This window comes from Roseibium sp. (assembly GCF_048261595.1).
In the GTDB taxonomy this organism is placed as follows: Bacteria; Pseudomonadota; Alphaproteobacteria; order Rhizobiales; family Stappiaceae; genus Roseibium.
In genome coordinates this window covers 623,040-639,732 of sequence record NZ_JBLXFW010000001.1, presented here as the reverse complement: position 1 = coordinate 639,732, position 16,693 = coordinate 623,040, and the positions used below count along the sequence as shown (strand labels likewise).

The 16,693-nt window shown below is 57.6% G+C and carries 16 protein-coding genes and 1 tRNA gene; 9 read left to right on the top strand and 8 right to left on the bottom strand.

Going from position 1 to position 16,693, the window contains the following annotated elements:
* Positions 1-82: 82 nt before the first annotated feature.
* A complete protein-coding gene (locus tag ACN0SY_RS02795; protein ID WP_417684247.1) occupies positions 83-520 on the bottom strand; it encodes an outer membrane protein assembly factor BamE in 438 nt (145 codons plus the stop codon).
* Between the two features lie 86 nt (positions 521-606).
* On the opposite strand from ACN0SY_RS02795, the gene ACN0SY_RS02790 reads away from it, so the two are divergent.
* The 6 genes from ACN0SY_RS02790 (at position 607) to ACN0SY_RS02765 (ending at position 5,144) form a co-directional block, all read left to right on the top strand.
* On the top strand, positions 607-1,197 hold the full coding sequence (locus tag ACN0SY_RS02790) for a ubiquinol-cytochrome C chaperone family protein (RefSeq protein ID WP_417684245.1): 591 nt from the start codon (positions 607-609) through the stop codon (positions 1,195-1,197).
* Positions 1,187-1,747, top strand: coding sequence for a YceD family protein (locus ACN0SY_RS02785; protein WP_417684244.1), 561 nt, complete (start codon positions 1,187-1,189; stop codon positions 1,745-1,747). Before ACN0SY_RS02790 ends, ACN0SY_RS02785 begins: the two co-directional genes overlap by 11 nt.
* A gap of 198 nt (positions 1,748-1,945) precedes the next feature.
* A complete protein-coding gene (plsX, locus tag ACN0SY_RS02780) occupies positions 1,946-3,010 on the top strand; it encodes a phosphate acyltransferase PlsX (protein WP_417684242.1) in 1,065 nt (354 codons plus the stop codon).
* Positions 3,007-3,984, top strand: a complete 978-nt coding sequence (locus tag ACN0SY_RS02775; protein ID WP_417684241.1) for a beta-ketoacyl-ACP synthase III — start codon at positions 3,007-3,009, stop codon at positions 3,982-3,984. Before plsX ends, ACN0SY_RS02775 begins: the two co-directional genes overlap by 4 nt.
* 152 nt (positions 3,985-4,136) lie before the next feature.
* The gene (locus ACN0SY_RS02770; protein ID WP_417684239.1) at positions 4,137-4,448 is read left to right on the top strand and encodes an integration host factor subunit alpha; all 312 of its coding nucleotides are present in this window, start codon (positions 4,137-4,139) and stop codon (positions 4,446-4,448) included.
* 93 nt (positions 4,449-4,541) lie between these two features.
* Positions 4,542-5,144 (top strand): MerR family transcriptional regulator, encoded by a 603-nt coding sequence (locus ACN0SY_RS02765; protein WP_417684237.1) that lies wholly within the window; start codon positions 4,542-4,544, stop codon positions 5,142-5,144.
* Positions 5,145-5,172: 28 nt separating this feature from the next.
* On the opposite strand, the gene ACN0SY_RS02760 is transcribed toward ACN0SY_RS02765, so the two are convergent.
* From ACN0SY_RS02760 to ACN0SY_RS02745, 4 genes are all read right to left on the bottom strand, one after another.
* Positions 5,173-5,580: a hypothetical protein gene (locus ACN0SY_RS02760; RefSeq protein ID WP_417684235.1), complete on the bottom strand. Its 408-nt coding sequence runs from the start codon at positions 5,578-5,580 to the stop codon at positions 5,173-5,175.
* 66 nt (positions 5,581-5,646) lie between these two features.
* The gene (locus ACN0SY_RS02755; RefSeq protein ID WP_417684234.1) at positions 5,647-6,876 is read right to left on the bottom strand and encodes a glycerophosphodiester phosphodiesterase family protein; all 1,230 of its coding nucleotides are present in this window, start codon (positions 6,874-6,876) and stop codon (positions 5,647-5,649) included.
* A 51-nt stretch (positions 6,877-6,927) separates the two neighbouring features.
* On the bottom strand, positions 6,928-8,154 hold the full coding sequence (locus tag ACN0SY_RS02750) for a cytochrome P450 (RefSeq protein WP_417684232.1): 1,227 nt from the start codon (positions 8,152-8,154) through the stop codon (positions 6,928-6,930).
* Positions 8,155-8,255: 101 nt separating this feature from the next.
* Positions 8,256-10,001 carry a diguanylate cyclase gene (locus ACN0SY_RS02745; RefSeq protein ID WP_417684230.1) on the bottom strand — a complete coding sequence of 582 codons (1,746 nt, stop codon included), beginning with the start codon at positions 9,999-10,001 and terminating at the stop codon, positions 8,256-8,258.
* A 281-nt stretch (positions 10,002-10,282) separates the two neighbouring features.
* Here ACN0SY_RS02745 and ACN0SY_RS02740 point away from each other — a divergent pair, with 281 nt between their 5' ends.
* The 3 genes from ACN0SY_RS02740 (at position 10,283) to ACN0SY_RS02730 (ending at position 13,421) form a co-directional block, all read left to right on the top strand.
* Positions 10,283-10,942 (top strand): hypothetical protein, encoded by a 660-nt coding sequence (locus tag ACN0SY_RS02740; protein ID WP_417684228.1) that lies wholly within the window; start codon positions 10,283-10,285, stop codon positions 10,940-10,942.
* Positions 10,943-11,769: 827 nt separating this feature from the next.
* Positions 11,770-12,756, top strand: a complete 987-nt coding sequence (locus ACN0SY_RS02735) for a hypothetical protein (protein ID WP_417684226.1) — start codon at positions 11,770-11,772, stop codon at positions 12,754-12,756.
* 191 nt (positions 12,757-12,947) lie between these two features.
* Positions 12,948-13,421 carry a hypothetical protein gene (locus ACN0SY_RS02730; protein WP_417684224.1) on the top strand — a complete coding sequence of 158 codons (474 nt, stop codon included), beginning with the start codon at positions 12,948-12,950 and terminating at the stop codon, positions 13,419-13,421.
* A 336-nt stretch (positions 13,422-13,757) separates the two neighbouring features.
* Here the strand turns inward: ACN0SY_RS02730 and ACN0SY_RS02725 are convergent.
* The 3 genes from ACN0SY_RS02725 to ACN0SY_RS02715 all read right to left on the bottom strand — a co-directional run bounded on the left by ACN0SY_RS02725 (position 13,758) and on the right by ACN0SY_RS02715 (position 16,648).
* Positions 13,758-13,834: transfer RNA gene (locus ACN0SY_RS02725), tRNA-Pro, on the bottom strand.
* Positions 13,835-13,907: 73 nt separating this feature from the next.
* Positions 13,908-15,164: an O-antigen ligase family protein gene (locus tag ACN0SY_RS02720; RefSeq protein WP_417684223.1), complete on the bottom strand. Its 1,257-nt coding sequence runs from the start codon at positions 15,162-15,164 to the stop codon at positions 13,908-13,910.
* Positions 15,161-16,648 carry an undecaprenyl-phosphate glucose phosphotransferase gene (locus ACN0SY_RS02715; protein ID WP_417685853.1) on the bottom strand — a complete coding sequence of 496 codons (1,488 nt, stop codon included), beginning with the start codon at positions 16,646-16,648 and terminating at the stop codon, positions 15,161-15,163. The genes ACN0SY_RS02720 and ACN0SY_RS02715 overlap by 4 nt, the downstream gene beginning before the upstream one ends.
* Between the last annotated feature and the right edge of the window lie 45 nt (positions 16,649-16,693).

The following is a 16,693-nucleotide window of genomic DNA, read 5'->3' as shown; positions in this document are numbered from 1 at the left end:
GCGGCGGACCTGAAAAAGGAAAGCCCCGGCCAATCGGCCGGGGCTTTCATCATTTCGAATGGGGGTTTTCGGGACCGGCGTCTTAGAGCCCGACACTCGGCGTTGCCGCGCCGCGCAGTATCTGGGTCAGGAAGCCGTAGTCCGAACCGCCTGTGCGGGTCGTACGGGAAATGAAGTCGACGACCTTGCCGTCCTGCAGGCCGTAGTTCGCCAGATCGCGGACAAACCCGTCTTCATCGAAATAGACGGCGACGACGCGCTGCTCGACGATGTCCGGCGCCAGGAAGGCTGTCGTCTCGGAGATCTGGGAGATGTAGTAGTAGGCGTCACCATCGAGGCTCGACGTCGTTGACGGAGACCCGAGCACCAGTTCCACCTGTTCCTTGGAAGAGCCGACCTGCACCTGGGACAGCATGTCGTTCGAGATCACGTGGCCATGGGTATAGGTTTGCGTGAAGCACCCGGCGAGCGGCAATGCGACAAGAAGCGGGATGAGAACGGCTTGGGCCTTGATATTCATACGTGTCTTCCTGTAGGGCCGTCCGCAACGCCGGACGGTGTCAGTTTTTCGATGCTTGGCAAAGTCCCTATCGTGGGATAGGCCACATGGCAACATCAGTTATCACGGAGACCATAATGCTCTTCGGCCTTTTTCGCCGCAAAACCCGTGACGCAGAGCACAAGGTGTATTGCCAGATCGTGGCTCAAGCACGGCAACCGGTGTTCTATTCCCGCTTTGGCGTACCCGATACGATCGACGGGCGTTTTGACATGATCATCGTGCACGCCGTCCTGCTTTTCCGCCGCCTGCGCGGAGAAGGCAAGGCGGTCGGTCGCTTCGCCCAGAACGTCTTCGACCTGTTCTTTCACGACATGGATGCAAGTCTGCGTGAGCTCGGCGTGACGGATGTAAGGGTGCCGAAGAAGATCAAGGTGATGGGCGAGGCCTTCTATGGCCGCGCCGATGCCTACATGCCGGCCATCGAAGGCGGCGATGTCGATGCGCTTGCGCAGGCGTTGAGGCGCAACGTCTTTCCCGATGCCGAGGGAGAGGTCGCAGACCGGGCGCTGGCTGCCTACATGATTGCAGCGGCCAGCGAGATGGACGGGCAGCAGGTCGACCGGATCCTTGCCGGTGAGGTCGCCTTCCCGGATCCGGCACCCTTCGCTCCAGAGGACAAGACAGATGATGCGTGAGACATTTCCCTATTCCCACAAGATCTCCGGCGACAAGATCGGATCGGGGCAGGAAGTCGTTCTGGAACCCAACAAGGCCGAGTTGGACAGGATCGCAAAAGCCTATGAACTCGACGGCATACGCTTTCTCCGGGCAGAGCTCGCGCTCAAGCCCTGGCACAAGGCCGGTATCCGGGTCAGCGGACGGTTGAAGGCAGGCCTCGAACAGACCTGTGTCGTCTCGCTCGAGAGCTTTGTAAGCGAGATTGACGAGGAAATAGACCGCACCTTCGAGCCGGTCTCCAGCCGCTCGCGCAAGCCGCGCGATCTCAACGATGACGGCGAGATCGAGATCGACCTGGAAACCCTGGATCCGCCAGATGTGATAGTCGACGGAATTCTCGATCTTGGCGCCGTGATCTGCGAGCAGCTGGCACTGGTTATTGATCCCTTCCCGAAGAAGCCGGGTGTCACCTTCGAGGCCGCTGTCTCGGGCGATGAGGAAGAGGATGAGCCCGCGCCGTCACCCTTTGCAGCTTTGGCCAAGTTGAAGGAGGATCCGAAGAACTGAGGGGAGCCGAGTGACGAGGCTTTGCGGGCGAAACCTCAGGACGAACTTGTGAAAACGGTTGTTTCGGCGACGGAAAACGTTATGTTCGGCGACCGTCGAAAGGCCTAGCCTGACGGCAGGCAAGGGCATGTGTTCTGGGCAGGGTGAACGTGAGATTCGCCCTAGGCTGGGCGAAAAAGGCACTATCTAAAGACCAATATGGCGAAAACCATTCCAATATCTCTCGACGTCATGGGCGGTGATCACGGCGCGGAAGTTGTTCTTCCGGGCGCTGAAATCGCTCTCGTCCGGCACCCCGACATTCGTTTCCTCCTTTACGGGAACGAGCAGGTGGTGCGGCCGCTTCTCGAGAAATATCCGCGAGTGCGCGACGCCTCCGTCTTCGAACACTGCGATGTCTCGGTTGCGATGGATGCAAAGCCGAGCCAGGCGCTTCGTCAGGGCCGCTGGCGCTCGTCCATGTGGCGGGCGATCGAAGCGGTGAAGACCGGCGATGCGGCTGTTGCCGTGTCGGCGGGCAATACCGGTGCGCTGATGGCAATGTCAAAGTTCTGCCTGCGCACCATGGCGAACATCGAGCGTCCTGCCATTGCTGCAATCTGGCCGACGGCACGAGGCGAGTCCGTCGTGCTTGATGTCGGGGCCACCATCGGCGCCGATGCGCAGCAGCTGATCGACTTTGCAATTCTCGGTGGCGCCATGGCCCGCGCCCTGTTTGGCGTCGAAAAGCCGACTGTCGGCCTCCTCAATATCGGCGTCGAAGAGGTCAAGGGCCTTGAAGAGGTTCGCACCGCTGGGCGTCTGCTGCGCGAAACGCCGCTGCGCTCACTTTCCTATGCCGGTTTCGTCGAGGGCGATGACATCGGCAAGGGATCCGTTGACGTTGTTGTGACTGAAGGCTTTGCCGGCAATATCGCGCTCAAGACCGCGGAAGGAACGGCCAAGCAGATCGGCGGCTACCTCCGCTCGGCTATGAGCCGGACCTTCATGTCCAAGCTCGGTTACCTCTTCGCCAAGAGCGCCTTTGATCTGCTGCGTGAGAAAATGGATCCGCGCAAGGTCAATGGCGGGGTCTTCCTTGGCCTCAACGGCATTGTTATCAAGAGCCACGGCGGCACCGACGCCGAAGGTTATGCAGCGGCCATCGATCTGGCCTACGACATGGTCAAGAACGGGCTGACCGACAAGATCGCCCAGGACCTTGTGCATTATCATCGCGGCCGGTTTGCCGAAGCCGCGACTACCCCGGAAGGTGATTTGTGAGCGTGATCCGTTCAACCATTCTTGGCACCGGAAGCTACTTGCCGGCCAAGTGCGTGACCAACGACGACCTATCCAAGATGGTTGACACATCCGACGAATGGATCGTTCAGCGGACCGGTATCAAGCAGCGCCACATTGCGGCAGAAGGCGAGGTCACCTCCGACCTGGCGCTCAAGGCCGCCAAGGCTGCGCTTGAAAGCGCCAAGGTCGAGGCAAAGGACATCGACCTGATCATTCTGGCGACCGCGACCCCGGACAACACGTTCCCGGCCAGTGCGGTCACGGTTCAAAAGGGACTGGGCATCCATCATGGCTTTGCCTTCGATGTTCACGCGGTCTGCTCCGGCTTCGTCTATGCGCTGACCACGGCCGACGCCTATCTTCGTTCCGGCATGGCCAAGCGTGCGCTTGTCATCGGCGCGGAAACATTCTCCCGGATTCTCGATTGGGAAGATCGCACGACCTGCGTTCTTTTCGGGGATGGCGCGGGCGCGGTTGTCGTCGAAGCTCGGGAAGGCGAGGGAAATGTCGCCGATCGGGGCATCCTGACCTCGCATCTGCGGTCCGATGGTGAACACAAGGAAAAGCTCTATGTCGACGGCGGTCCGTCCTCGACACAGACGACGGGTCATCTGCGCATGGAAGGCAAGGAAGTCTTCAAGCATGCAGTCGGCATGATCACCGACGTGATCGAAGACGCCTATGCTGCGACAGGTCTCAGCTCCGACGACCTCGACTGGTTCATCCCGCACCAGGCGAACAAGCGCATCATCGATGCCAGCGCCAAGAAGCTGGGCATTGCCCCGGAAAAGGTGGTCACGACGGTTCAGCTCCACGGCAATACGTCGGCGGCCTCCATCCCGCTGGCGCTTGATACCGCTGTGCGCGATGGCCGTGTTCAGCCGGGCAATCTCGTGCTCCTGGAAGCGATGGGTGGCGGCTTCACCTGGGGATCGGTGCTCCTGCGCTGGTAGTTGCAATAAAACCTCTCCAAAAGGACTAGTCGTAAATTTTGCTGAACCGCGTTCTTCCTGTTGACCGGTGTTGCTCGACGCAATACCGTAGGTCAATTCGGTAAGTTCTATAGCAAAATCAGCCAGATCGTTGGCATCGCCGGGGAGTGGTCATGGGCAGCAGAACTATCACGCGCGCGGACTTGTGCGAGGCGGTCTATCAGAAGGTCGGCCTGTCACGCACGGAGTCGTCCGAACTGGTAGAGCGCGTACTTTCGGAGATTTCCGAATGTCTCCTCACCGGAGAATCGGTCAAGCTGTCTTCCTTCGGATCTTTCGTCGTTCGCTCAAAGGGCGAACGGATCGGACGCAATCCGAAGACCGGCGAGGAAGTTCCGATTTCCCCCCGCCGTGTCATGGTCTTCAAGCCGAGCAACGTCTTGAAGCAGCGCATCAACGATGCACTGACCGGCTCACCGGCCTGAACCGCTTCGGGACGGGTCTTCACGGGTCGCCGGCCAGGTCGGCCTGCGTGGTCGAACGCGCCTTTTGTTTAAACTGATTGCAAGACGCCCAGCATGAGTCTTCAGGACAAGAGCCCGGACGCTTTCCGGACCATCAGCGAGGTGGCAGAAGATCTGGATCTGCCGCAACACGTCCTGCGTTTCTGGGAAACCCGCTTTACCCATATCAAACCGCTCAAGCGTGGCGGGGGGCGCCGCTACTACCGTCCCGATGACGTCGAGTTGCTGCGCGGGATCCGCCATCTGCTTTACGGCGAAGGCTATACCATCAAGGGGGTGCAGCGCATCCTGAAGGAGCAGGGCGCCCGCTTCGTCATGCAGATCTGGCGGGAAGATGCCTTGCCGGTTCCGGTGACGCAGCAAGCCGAACCTCACGCCGTCGCTGTCGACATGTCCGCTGTTTCCGCCGCCGCCGATAGCGTGGCCGATGAGGACAGAACGCCGCGGGATGTTCTTCCTGAAGGGACAGAGAAAAAGCCGCTCGAAAAGGCTCATGGGTCACGAGGATTCATGGCGCGTCTGCGCGGCGACAAGGACGGTGACGCAGACACTGACCCGGTGACTGCCGACACGCTGTCCAAGGACGATGTCCGCCGCCTCCAGTCGACCTTGTTCGAATTGCTCGAGTGCAAGCGGCTGCTCGATCAGGCCCGCTGAGCCAAGATTGCCTGTAACGGTTATCGTGCTAGCTGCAAGCGGCAAACGGCGCAGTGCCTAGAAGGTCCGCAAGTTGATCGATGTTGTAATCCAGCCGTCCCGCAGCCGCGAACAATGCAGCCTGGTTCACGGCCAGAAAGACCAACCCTACCCACAATAACGAGATGGGAAACCAAACCACTCGCACGGCTCTGCCTTTGAAGAACGTGGCGGTGATCACCAATATGAAGATGAACATCGCAATGCCGTAAGAGTAGAAAATCGCGGCGACGATCCAATCCAACGGAGCGTCTTGAAAGGTCGCACAGCCGCCTTGGCGCATTGTTGCGATCACGCGTTCTACGTCTCGTATGATGAGGACTTGTGCGATTAAAAAACAGAAGAATGCCCGAACATGAAATCCAAGGAAATCAGAGTAGGCTTTTGCCTTCGCCATTAATTGCCCTCATGGGTTGTTTTTCCGGTCTCTTCTCCTCCTTTTGGCGTTAATTTTTCGCAAACCTTAATCCAACCCCATGCAGTTTGCATAGAAAGTCACGGTCGCTGGCCAGTCTGAAAAAATGCCCGATACGCCAACGTCTTGCGCCAGGACATTGAGGACTTCGTAGAGCCGGCCATCGCCATCGATGGCATCGGCAATGCTCTGGTAGTACCACCCTCCGCCGGAGTTCAATGGACCGGATCGTTCGAGCGTCCACGCAATCATTTTCAGCCCTGCCCCGCGGGCCTCGACAGCATAGGCAGAGGGGAGGATGCGTCCTTCCGGACTTAGGGTGAGCAGCATCCAGATCGGGGGGGCAATGTAGTTCACGCCCATTGCCTTCAGCTCTTTCATGCTCGGTGAGAAGGTCGATGGATCCTGCGAATCCACTCCGTCGCGACCGAAACGGCCATCCAGGTACACCGCCTGCGCCCCGAATTCGGGCTCGTTCTCGATCCAGTAGCGGATGTCCTGCAGGTCGAAAGATTGCGGCCAGACGTTCTCGGGCGGTATCCCGGCGGCCTTGTATTCATCGATCAGCTTCTGGGCGTAGTCCTCGCGGGAAAACCCGTCAAAGGGCATTGCCACCTTCGGTGCCTTCAGCTCCGGCATGAACTTGGCATCAAGCGAGCGGATCAAGTCTATCGACTGGGCATGAGTGACGACGGTTCCACCCGAGGCATAAAGGTCGGTCTGCCAGCCGGGTGTGCCGGCGATATAGTCCTCGACGCTCGTCGCCGTCTTGTCGGCGCCGTCCATTTTCGCCTTCAGCGACAGGAACTCCTCGCGCGTGATATCGGAGGTCAGGCACTCCGCACGGGCGGTCTGTTCGCCTTCAGCGGGAGAAAACGGCACCTTGCAGGTTCCGGCCAGATCGGTCGCCAGGATATTGGTCGTCTGGTGCAGGTCGTTCTGGGAATGCCGGCAGACGAGTTCCTTGTCCTTTGTGAAGGTGACATCACACTCTATGATCCCCGCGCCCATGAGTGCGGCTGCCCGATAGCCCTCGGCGGAGTGCTCGGGAAACTGAAGCGCTGCGCCGCGGTGGCCTATGGAAAAATCGGAATGGCGTGCGGGCGTCCCGATACATGCTGTCAGCTTCTCCTTCAGCGGGCCATCTTCCATACCGTCAACCAGATACGGCGGACGTGGCCCCAGACTGACATGAGAGGCAATTGCCCCTTCAGGGGCCGCAAGCAACAGGCCGAGTGCGACGCATATACGGCGCAGGTTGCAAGTATTCCATGACATGTTTTTCCGGCCCTCCCTCGCCGTTCTGATCATCATTTCTCACGTTTCAGGTTAAGCGGGCTGCCATTCAATCTTCAAGCTCCCGGGACCTCGGACCGACAGGCCTTTCTTGTAGTCGGGCGTTTCGATCAACTCGATACTTTTGAACCTGCCGAGCAGGGTGGAGAATATGATGTCCATGTCGAGGCGTGCCAGATGGTTTCCGAGGCAGAAGTGGGCGCCCCGGCCAAACGCCACATGCCAGTTCGGCGAGCGTCCCACGTCGAACCGGTCCGGATCGGGGAATTGCGAAGGGTCCCGGTTTGCCGAGCCGTACAGGACGCCGAACTTGGTGCCGCGTTTGAACTCCTGTCGGGCGATCTCGACATCTTCCATGCAGTAGCGATGGAAGAAGGGCAGGGGGCTCTCGAAGCGGAACATCTCCTGCACGGCAGTCTTCATCAGGCCCGGTTCATCGCGCAGGCGCTGCATTTCGGCCGGAAAGCGCAGCAGCGCATGCAGCCCGCTTCCCAGAACATCGATCGTAGAGCCATGACCGGCCATCAGGATAAGCATGGCGGTGGAAAAGAACTCGTCCTCGTTCATCAGTCCGGCCTGCTCTGACGCGATCATCGCCGACATGAGATCGTCTTCAGGCGTCTTCTCCCGTCTTGCCTTCAGGTCCTGCAGGTAGTGATAGAACGCGGTCGTGTTCCGCTCGGCCAGTTCCTTACGCTCATCCGAGCGGTCGATATCGAAAAACTGGACGATATTTTCCGACCAGACCCTGAGCTGTGGGCAGTCTTCGTCGGGAACGCCGAGGATGCGGCCGATGATATGGCCCGGCACATGGGCGGCCAGGTCTTCGATGAAATCGATCCCCTCGCGGTCGGCAAGAGTGTCGAACAGCCGGTCCACATAGGCCTGAATTTCATCGCGCAGCCCATTGACCATCTTGGGCGTGAACAGCTTGAACACCTGCTTGCGCAACCGGTCGTGCACCGCGCCGTCGCTGTCGAGGAGTGAAAACTGCACGAAGCGGGAGTGATGCGGCATGTCATGCCAGTTGCCAGCCTCTTTTTGAGCGGCAATCTCATCCGGGGAGGCGACATGCTCCATCGAGCGCACCATGCGCGGATCCATGACGATTGTCTGGACATCATCGAAACGGGACGCCAGCCAGACGTCGAACTGCTCGAAATAGGTCAGGCCCGGCTTCTCGCGAAGGGCTGCATAGAAGGGGTAGGGATCGCGGGCAAAGTCGGCCGACAACGGCTGAAAGGCAAGGTCTTGGATCATGGCTGGCGCACTGGCTGGGAATCGCGAACAAGGTCAGACCCGCGACGTTATTGGATCTGGCTCCGGCCGGAAAGGGTCCGGGGAGCTATCGATGCTATGCCCTACACCGCGTCGTAGCGCGCATGCATTTCCGTAACCGTGATCGAACTTGTGGCCGCCGTCTGTGAGCAGCAGATCCGGTTCCGTCCAGAGCGTTTTGCCAGATAGAGATGTTCGTCTGCGACCTTGAGAAGGTTGGCAAGCTGCTCGCCGTCACTTGGGTATGTGGACAGTCCTCCGGAGATGGTGACACAGCCCAGATGCCGTCCTTCGAACATCATGCTGAGCCCCTCGGTCTCGCTACGGATATCCTCTGCCAAGGCAGCGGCCTCCTCATGCCCGTATCCGGGAAGCACCACGGCGAACTCCTCACCGCCGAGACGGCAGGCGATATTCGCCTTGGATGCCTTGCGCTTGAGCAGTTTGGCAAGCTGGATCAGGACGAAGTCACCGGCATCATGACCATGCTGGTCATTGTAGTTCTTGAAGTGGTCGACATCGATCACAAGGATCCAGAACGGCAGGCTGTCGCGCTTGGACTGGGCGACGAGGCTCTCGAAGCGCTCTTCGAGATAGCGGCGATTGTACAGGCCGGTCAGCGGGTCATGAAGCGCCTGCTGTTCCAGCGTCTCGCGCAGCTTCAGATTGGAAATGGCAATCGCGGTTTCCTTGCCGATTGCCTTGGCAACCTCGAGCTCCATCGGGCTGAACGGACGTTGCTCCGCTTCCTTGAGATGAATGACACCCAGAACCTCGCCCTGCGCCAGGAGCGGAATGCACACCACATTGTGCTCCTGGTGCTTGGCCAGGTGCGCGCATGGAAGGTTTTCCTGCACCGAATGATGCACGGCATTCTTGCGCAGGGCCCAGCAGGCGTCAGGCGGAACGAAATCGCCCTTCTTCCAGAAGCTGCCCCATTCCTGCTCGATGATCATAAGGTCACGCGAGTTGTTGATCAGCGCCAGAGCACCTGCCTGAGCGGGCAGGAGCGCCGGCAAGCCTGCGCACAGGACTTCTCCCGCCTCCCTCACGTTCTTGGTGACGGACAGGAGCGAACCAAGTTCCTGCAAGGATCGCAGCGTCGCGGTTCGTTCTGAAACCTTCTCCTCCAGATGGGCGCGTTCCGCCCGAATTGAACCGAGCAGCAGGCGTCCCAGCAGGATCGCGACCACTGCAACCATCAAGATGCTTCCGGTCACGCCGAAGACCAGCAGCATTCGGATGTGGCTGGTTTGTTCGACCAGACCCTTTAGCGGAAGAGCCGCTCGCACGACAAAGGGCGTGGTGTGCTTGTAGTGCAGGCTGGCGGCGTAGAGAAAGTCGACGTTCAAAGTGGCGCTGTGGCGAATGGAAAAGCCATGGCCATTTTCCCTTGCCTCCAGAATCTCCGGCCGCGACTTGTGGTTTTGCGCCGTTTCCAGCTGGCTGCGGGTCATGCCGCTGTCGGCAACAACCAACCCCTCGTCGTCAATGATCGTCAGCCGGTTGCCGTAGGTCTTCGCCAGGTCCGCGATTTCCTTCTGCAGCAGCGAAGGAATGGTGCCCGTTGCCTTGTCCTGTCCCTCCAGCTCGGGAAATGGGCCGGGCATGAGCTGGACGATACGCGCGGTCGAAGTCGCCGCATCGAGAGCCAGATGACGGGCGTCGTCGAGCAGGTACCTTCCGATCACCCGGTCTATGAACACCGCGAACAGGACCGTCGCGATCAGGACGGCCGCGATCGCGAGCGAGATCATCGCCGGAATGCGCAAGGACCGCTTTTCTGCGCGCTCTGATGTGTGTGTGTGCCTGTCGCTGACTGAGGTCAACCGTTCCTCCCGAACAGCATCTGCCTAACGTGGTCGGATTGTTAGCCGGAAAAGGTTGACGATTGCTTGGGCGGGGTCGAGAAAGCGGCGGATTTCCGCGAAATCCCGGTGTGATTTCCCGCTCTTCTACTTCCGGGATATGCCCCAGTGCCGGGGGTATCAGCATTTCTGACGAACTCCATCGCTGTCACGTTCGCCCAAATAGAATGGACCTGCGCCGTAAAGTTGAGTGTATTGAATGTGTATGTTGTAGGATTTGTGTGATCAGTAAGGGAACCAAAATGTCGCCTGAAGAGAGTGGATTAGTGTTGCTGGGGTTCTCTGTTGATCATCAATGGATTTCGGCAATTTCAGCACTTGGCTCGTTTCTCGCGGCCAGCCTATCTTTCTGGTTTTTCTTCAAAGGAATGCGGCGCCAGGCTATTCAGAACAGAGCTGCATTCTGGCAGCAAATGACCGGCCATTTTGCTGACGTAAATGATTTTCACGGCTTGCACGGTATTACTGGACCTCGGTCAAGTGACCCAGACTTCGTTCAGGCAAAAATGACTGAGCTTTTTGACAGTCTGATTGAGGAGAGGAACAGAGATGGCAGGTTAGTAGAAGAAAAGCTATCTGCCTTGAGGGCATCGTTTTGGAAGCAGACAAATATCGCCCACCTCTTTTTTCAAAACGAAGGAATTTCAACAGCTGAACGAGAAAAGGTTCGACAGTGGTACGTTGATGGCGTCTGCAAATGGGCGATCACAGTCAATGAAGTATCTCGGAAAAGAAAGATTTATCAGGATGACAAAGAGCCTTTCGGAGTGTTTCATTCATTGATTGAAGAAATGGTCCTTAATGGGGGCTTAATTGGTGAAGGCTTCAGGACGTCCTGGATTAGAGAAGGGTTGGACCAATATTACCGTCAACAGATTGTCATGCTTAGGAAAAGCGTGTGATTTTGTCTGGCCTGGTACAAATTAGGTGGGCCGTACTGAGGTGCTGCCTTGGAGAACACTCACGCAGGCGCAAAAAGGCCATTCTGGTTACTTGAAGGCGGCGCTGTACAGAATTGCATACTGCATGAAATGTGAGCTCCCCACGCGCTTTTTGGGGCAGGGTTTAAGGCTGAAATTGGGCGTTCCAGCTTCAATCAACTAAAGAAAGCACCGCGCTAACGAATGTGCCATGAGTTCTGCATTTGAGCGGAATTGTACCGCGCAAGAACGGATGGTACTTAGGGCAATTCTGGGAATAAGTGGGAATATTTGAGAGTTGGCAATTTCGGCGTTTTGTTTGGGAGCTGAAAGAAGCCAACGGAAGTCAGTGCGTAACTTTATTTGGCTCAAAGAGTAGGGGGCGAGGACACTCTCAAAACGGCCATCTGAAAATGCCGAATAAAATCTGTATTTGTTCAGGTTTGAAGCAAGAACTGGACGAGTCCCCGCGGTTACCTTTTCTGATCTTGCGTTTTCCGGACTGTCTGCGGTTTGCTGCAAAAGGATAAGGCCTCCTGGCAGCTAAGCTGGGAACCGGAGAATGCAGACGTTCCGTATGCCACGTCACTCAAATTGGCGTCGGTCTCCTTGCTTCAATTTGAGGAAAGAAGGCGTCTACAAATTCAACGGTTATTCATTCGCTTACTTTCCTAACTAGACAAGGGCAAGGAAAAAGCCCCCTAGCCGATTTCTTCCAAAGCATCTGCCATTGCAACTTGCGGAGTCTATCTGTTAAAATCAACATTTATAGTAGTTCTGCAGTGCGTTTCGTATTGAGGGGAAGCAAAATGAGATTTCTTCTATTTGTAACTTCGATGATGATGCCAATAACTTTTACATCGGTTGTCGCAGCTACCTGTCCAAAAGCCGCGGTTCCACTTCCTGCCGATTATGCCGAGAGAATTACGCCAACAGTTGTTTATTATGAAACAAGCTCCTTCGAGGGGCAGGGCTACGATACAGTTACCCCGGACTTTGATACCCAGGGCCTGTCGGCAGGAAAGCTTCAATGGAATATTGGAAAGGGAAGCTTACAGCCGTTGGTTCGCAGCATTATCAGCGAAGACCCGGAGGCCGCAAAGGTTATACTTGACGATTTTTACGACGAGGTCACGCGGATGTTTAGGCGGATCTCGACGAAAAAACAGCTTCAATGGATTAGATCCTACCAGGATATCCCAAACCCGAAGGCGCTGGAGGGAGAACGTAAGGCTTCTTGGAAAAAGGGAAAAGGGGAAGAACTAGCCAAGCGGCTTGGGCAGCTGCTGTCTAGCCCGGTTGGGGTGCAAAAACAGGATGAGCTGGTTCTCTCGAAAGCAGGCCGAGCATGGGATTGTGCCGTCGAATGGTGGGCGCCTGAAACGCCCTCCGTACGGGAGACGGCTATATTTATTGATACACTGACTTTTCACAGTGACTTTTGGCGCCGTACCTCAACGCCAGCTAAAGTTGCCAAGTTTATCGAAGAGAAAGGTGGTACTGAAGCCGCATTTAACAACGTCCTAGACTATCTCGAGACTGACCTGCCGTGGAAGCAGCGACAGGCGGGTAATGCAAAAAGGACAGCGCAGCTGTGGCGGGAAATCGCCTCAAATAAAGGCGTTGGTGATCGCGAAGTGAAAGCGCTTATTTTCGCTTACTTGACTGCTGATGCTATAGGTAATCGATCAGCGAGGCAGTTCAAGTACTTAACAATCACACGGAAGGGAACCCTTATTTTTAACCAGGGCTACGTCAATCGTACAGATATGCCGCTCCAATTTCCCGGGCTCTAGGATTCGGTCACCTTCATCTGCTACGTTTTATGAGTATTCAAAGCGAAGAGGGTCGTGAGTTTCATAGCGAAGGTAGGCTGATGAAGTGTCATCAATGCGAAAGGCCCGGTCTCTATCAGTATGACCATGGGCTAGTCCTTTGCCTTAAATGCAATGCAATCCTGCAGGAAAACAACTTCCGCAGCTTCCTAATGAACGCTTCCATGATGAATCATGCGATGGACGAAATGGATATGGTGACCGGCATTCGTCTCGGCGGCGATAGAATACCAGTTAGTCAACTAGCCCAAGCGATGAGCCGCCCCATGACCAACAACCACATCACCATCTCAAATTCGTCCGTAGGTGTCCTGAACACAGGCGACTTGGCCAAAATCAACGCGGTGATAACGATCACTGAAGGTAGCGATGTAGAGGAGCTGGGTCAAAATATTAAAGACTTCGCGCAGGCAGTGCTGGACTCTGATGAAGTCACGAAAGAGGACAAGCACGACATAGGCGAATTGCTCGGCACACTTTCCGAGCAAATAGCAGGCAAGCGCTCAAAACCTGTAATCGAAAGCATACTAAAAGGGATCGAAGACCGCGTGAAATCCGTGAATACACTATGGGCTTTCGCGGAGAAAATCGGAAAACTTCTCTCGGGCCTTGGCATTATTAGCTAACACTCCGAATTTATGACCTCAATTTTTTACAAGAAATTTGGGCTCATGTTGTCTAAGTGGGGGCATGTCTGAACGGTCTGCCTACGCTGGCATTTATTCAATGCGTAGTATCTCACACTGTGAGATGCTTTCAGACATTCCTCCACCTGGTCCAATTGACGGCTTGCGGCCGATAATACCCTGAAAAGTTATTTCAATTGGATGCCATGTGAAGTTGCGCGTTTTGCCAAACGAAGTTGCGCCCTACACAACACGTCCGGCTTGTCCAGCTTACCAACGATCTTGGCAAGGCTGAAGCCCCGGAGTGCCTCGCGGCAGGCGGTAATGTCGGAAAAATGGTCGGGCAGGCCGGATTTGAACCGACGACCCCTTCACCCCCAGTGAAGTGCGCTACCAGGCTGCGCTACTGCCCGAACGCGACCTACCTATCCGTTTCGCTGTCCGAGCGCAAGGCAGTAGATGCCCCTTGCTCCACAGTTTGTGTTCTCAGGCCGGCGCGCGCATTCGAGACAGACGCTTCTGCTCGATCATGTCGGCGCCGATCAGGCCCCAGGAAATGCCGTAGAGCATGTACATGTGCCGCCAGTGATCGGTGTCGATGATCACGGACAAGATCAGATGCGCGGTGAAGACCGCGAAGACGCAATGCAGAAACGGCGTCCACGGCCGGTGCTTGAACAGCAGCGGTACGAGCCGCTTCATGGTCCAGCCGGCAAGGACGATATAGGCAAGCCCGCCGATCCAGCCGTAGGTCGTGAACCCCTTCAGGTAGACGTTGTGCTCGTCCTCGGGAAAGTGCTTGTTGAATTCGAGCGCGCCGATGCCGAGTGGATTCTCCATCACCATCTGGAAACCGAGCGCGTATCGCGCAAATCGCCCGAGCCGCGCGCCGTCGTATTCCTGCACCAGTTTGGCGCGTTCCACGAACATCTCCGACACGCTGTCGATCGTCAGCACGACGCCAAGAAGCGCGATCACGGCAAGGATACCCGCCGCTCCCAGCGCAACAAGGCGAAGCCGCCGGGCCGCCTTGCGCTCTGTGATGAGCGACAGGAGGTAAACCACCAGCGTCGCGATGGCGATCACGCCCCAGGCTCCGCGCGAGAAACTCAGGAAGATGGCGAGCACGAGGATCGCCAGGGCAGGGCCGTAGGCGAGAACCTCACGCATCGGCTTGTTCAGCAGCCGGTGCATGAACAGGACCGTCGGCAAGGCCAGGAAGGGGCCGAAGACGTTCGGATCCTCGAAGGTACCGCGTGCGCGGCCGTAGCGGGTGAAGAAGTCCGCGCCGGGGAAAAGGTTGAAGTAGCCGGCAATCCCGATCAGCGCGACAAGGACCGAGCCCGCGAGATAGCCCTTCTCGATGACCGAATATCGCTCCGGTCGCTCTGCCAGAATGGCCGCGTAAAAGATGGCGGTCACTGCGAGAAAGCCCGAAACGGCGATGTAGATGACGGCGTCGCCCATCTCGCTCGCCAAGGGGATGGAAGCAATTCCACCCGAAATATAAAGCATCAGGCAGATGATCAGCGGCCCGATCTCGCGCCGGAGCTTGAGACCGAAGGCGAGCCAGACAACGGTCAGGCCGGCAAGATAGAGCTCATAGGGAGCCGGTTCGCGGATGACGAAACCGGAGAGAAAGGCGGCAAGCCACAGGGCGCCGTCGCCGATGCTGGCAACGCGGATCGTGACTGGAGGCCGGACGGTGGAGCCCGGCCGTGGGTCGGCCGTCTCCTGGCTCAATAGGCGTTCTCCGTATTCAGAAGCGACAGCGGCGTCATGACCAGGATCTTCAGGTCGAACAGGATCGACCAGTTCTCGATGTAATAGACGTCGCATTCGACGCGCTTCTGGATCTTCTCCGGCGTGTCGACTTCGCCGCGCCAGCCGTTGATCTGCGCCCAGCCGGTTACGCCCGGCTTGACCTTGTGGCGGGCGAAGTAACCGTCCACGACCTCGTCCCAGGTGTGGTTGTCGGTGTGGGCATTGACCGCGTGCGGGCGGGGCCCGACGAGGGACAGCTCACCGCGCAGGACGTTGAACAGCTGCGGCAGTTCGTCGATCGACGTCTTGCGGATGAAGCGTCCGACCTTGGTGACGCGGCTGTCGCCCTTGGTCACGACCTTCCTGGCATCCGGGTCGGACATCTCGTGGTACATGGACCGGAACTTCAATACGTCGATGATCTCGTTGTTGAAGCCGTACCGCTTCTGGCGGAAGAGGACCGGTCCCTTGCTGTCCATGCGGATCGCGATCGCAGCGCCGATCATCACCGGGAACAGGGCGACGATGGCAAGGGATGCAAAGACGATGTCGAACACGCGCTTGGCAACCATGTCCCAGTCGGTGATCGGCTTCTCGACCACGTCGACGAAGGGAACCGTGCCGATGAAGGAGGCTCCGCGATTGCGGAAGCGCACCTTGTCGGTATGGGCGGAGAGGCGGATGTCGACCGGCAGAACCCAAAGACGGCGCAGGAGCTGAAGCACGCGCTGTTCGGCGCGCAGCGGAATGCACACGATCAGCATGTCGATGCGGGCAAGCCGCGCAAACTCCACCAGGGCGGAAACGTCGCCAAGCTTCGGGTAACCGGCGACAACCGGCGGGGAGCGGTCGTTGGCGCGGTCATCGAAGATCCCGCAAATGCGGATATCATTGTCCGAATTCGATTCCAGTTCGTGGATCAGTTCGGCAGCAGCCGTTCCGCCGCCCACGATGATCGCGCGCCGTTCCAGTCGTCCGGTGTCCATCCAGTGGCGCACGAGGCGATAGACGACGAGGCGCGAGCAGATCAGGGCGGTCATGCCGAGCACGAACCAGGCGCCGAGCCACTGCTGGTTCAGGCCCGTGCCGACGCCGGTCATTGTCCGGATCAGGAATAGCATGGCGAATACAAGGGTCCAGCCAGCGACCACGCGGCCGATCTGGGCAAGACCGCTGCGCATGACCGAGACCTGGTAAGCGTCGGCCGCCTGAAAGAACGCCAGCGAGAAGACCATTGTGACCATGATCGCGATCAGGTGCGGTATTCCGAGCGAAACCACCGGACCGGCGTCCGGGGACAGATTGGCAAATGCCGCGCCCAGGCCGGCAAATGCGATCAGGCCCATGTCGATCAGTCGGATCGACCCGGTCAGGACCGGAACCGAGACGCCGTTATCATCAAGCGTGTAGGCGATCTCCAGCGCTTCGCCTGAGAGATTTCCCTGGCCGGTCAGTTCCGGCATAAGCTCTGCGGCCGCCTCAGTACCAGTCGGCTCGTAAGCCATGGG

What these genes read in the sequence shown, in the direction of transcription:
- ACN0SY_RS02795 (WP_417684247.1), bottom strand. Translation starts at nt 520, where the DNA reads ATGAATATCAAGGCCCAAGCCGTTCTCATCCCGCTTCTTGTCGCATTG.
- ACN0SY_RS02790 (WP_417684245.1), top strand. Translation starts at nt 607, where the DNA reads ATGGCAACATCAGTTATCACGGAGACCATAATGCTCTTCGGCCTTTTT.
- ACN0SY_RS02785 (WP_417684244.1), top strand. Translation starts at nt 1,187, where the DNA reads ATGATGCGTGAGACATTTCCCTATTCCCACAAGATCTCCGGCGACAAG.
- plsX (WP_417684242.1), top strand. Translation starts at nt 1,946, where the DNA reads ATGGCGAAAACCATTCCAATATCTCTCGACGTCATGGGCGGTGATCAC.
- ACN0SY_RS02770 (WP_417684239.1), top strand. Translation starts at nt 4,137, where the DNA reads ATGGGCAGCAGAACTATCACGCGCGCGGACTTGTGCGAGGCGGTCTAT.
- ACN0SY_RS02765 (WP_417684237.1), top strand. Translation starts at nt 4,542, where the DNA reads ATGAGTCTTCAGGACAAGAGCCCGGACGCTTTCCGGACCATCAGCGAG.
- ACN0SY_RS02760 (WP_417684235.1), bottom strand. Translation starts at nt 5,580, where the DNA reads ATGGCGAAGGCAAAAGCCTACTCTGATTTCCTTGGATTTCATGTTCGG.
- ACN0SY_RS02755 (WP_417684234.1), bottom strand. Translation starts at nt 6,876, where the DNA reads ATGTCATGGAATACTTGCAACCTGCGCCGTATATGCGTCGCACTCGGC.
- ACN0SY_RS02750 (WP_417684232.1), bottom strand. Translation starts at nt 8,154, where the DNA reads ATGATCCAAGACCTTGCCTTTCAGCCGTTGTCGGCCGACTTTGCCCGC.
- ACN0SY_RS02740 (WP_417684228.1), top strand. Translation starts at nt 10,283, where the DNA reads ATGTCGCCTGAAGAGAGTGGATTAGTGTTGCTGGGGTTCTCTGTTGAT.
- ACN0SY_RS02735 (WP_417684226.1), top strand. Translation starts at nt 11,770, where the DNA reads ATGAGATTTCTTCTATTTGTAACTTCGATGATGATGCCAATAACTTTT.
- ACN0SY_RS02730 (WP_417684224.1), top strand. Translation starts at nt 12,948, where the DNA reads ATGAACGCTTCCATGATGAATCATGCGATGGACGAAATGGATATGGTG.
- ACN0SY_RS02715 (WP_417685853.1), bottom strand. Translation starts at nt 16,648, where the DNA reads ATGCCGGAACTGACCGGCCAGGGAAATCTCTCAGGCGAAGCGCTGGAG.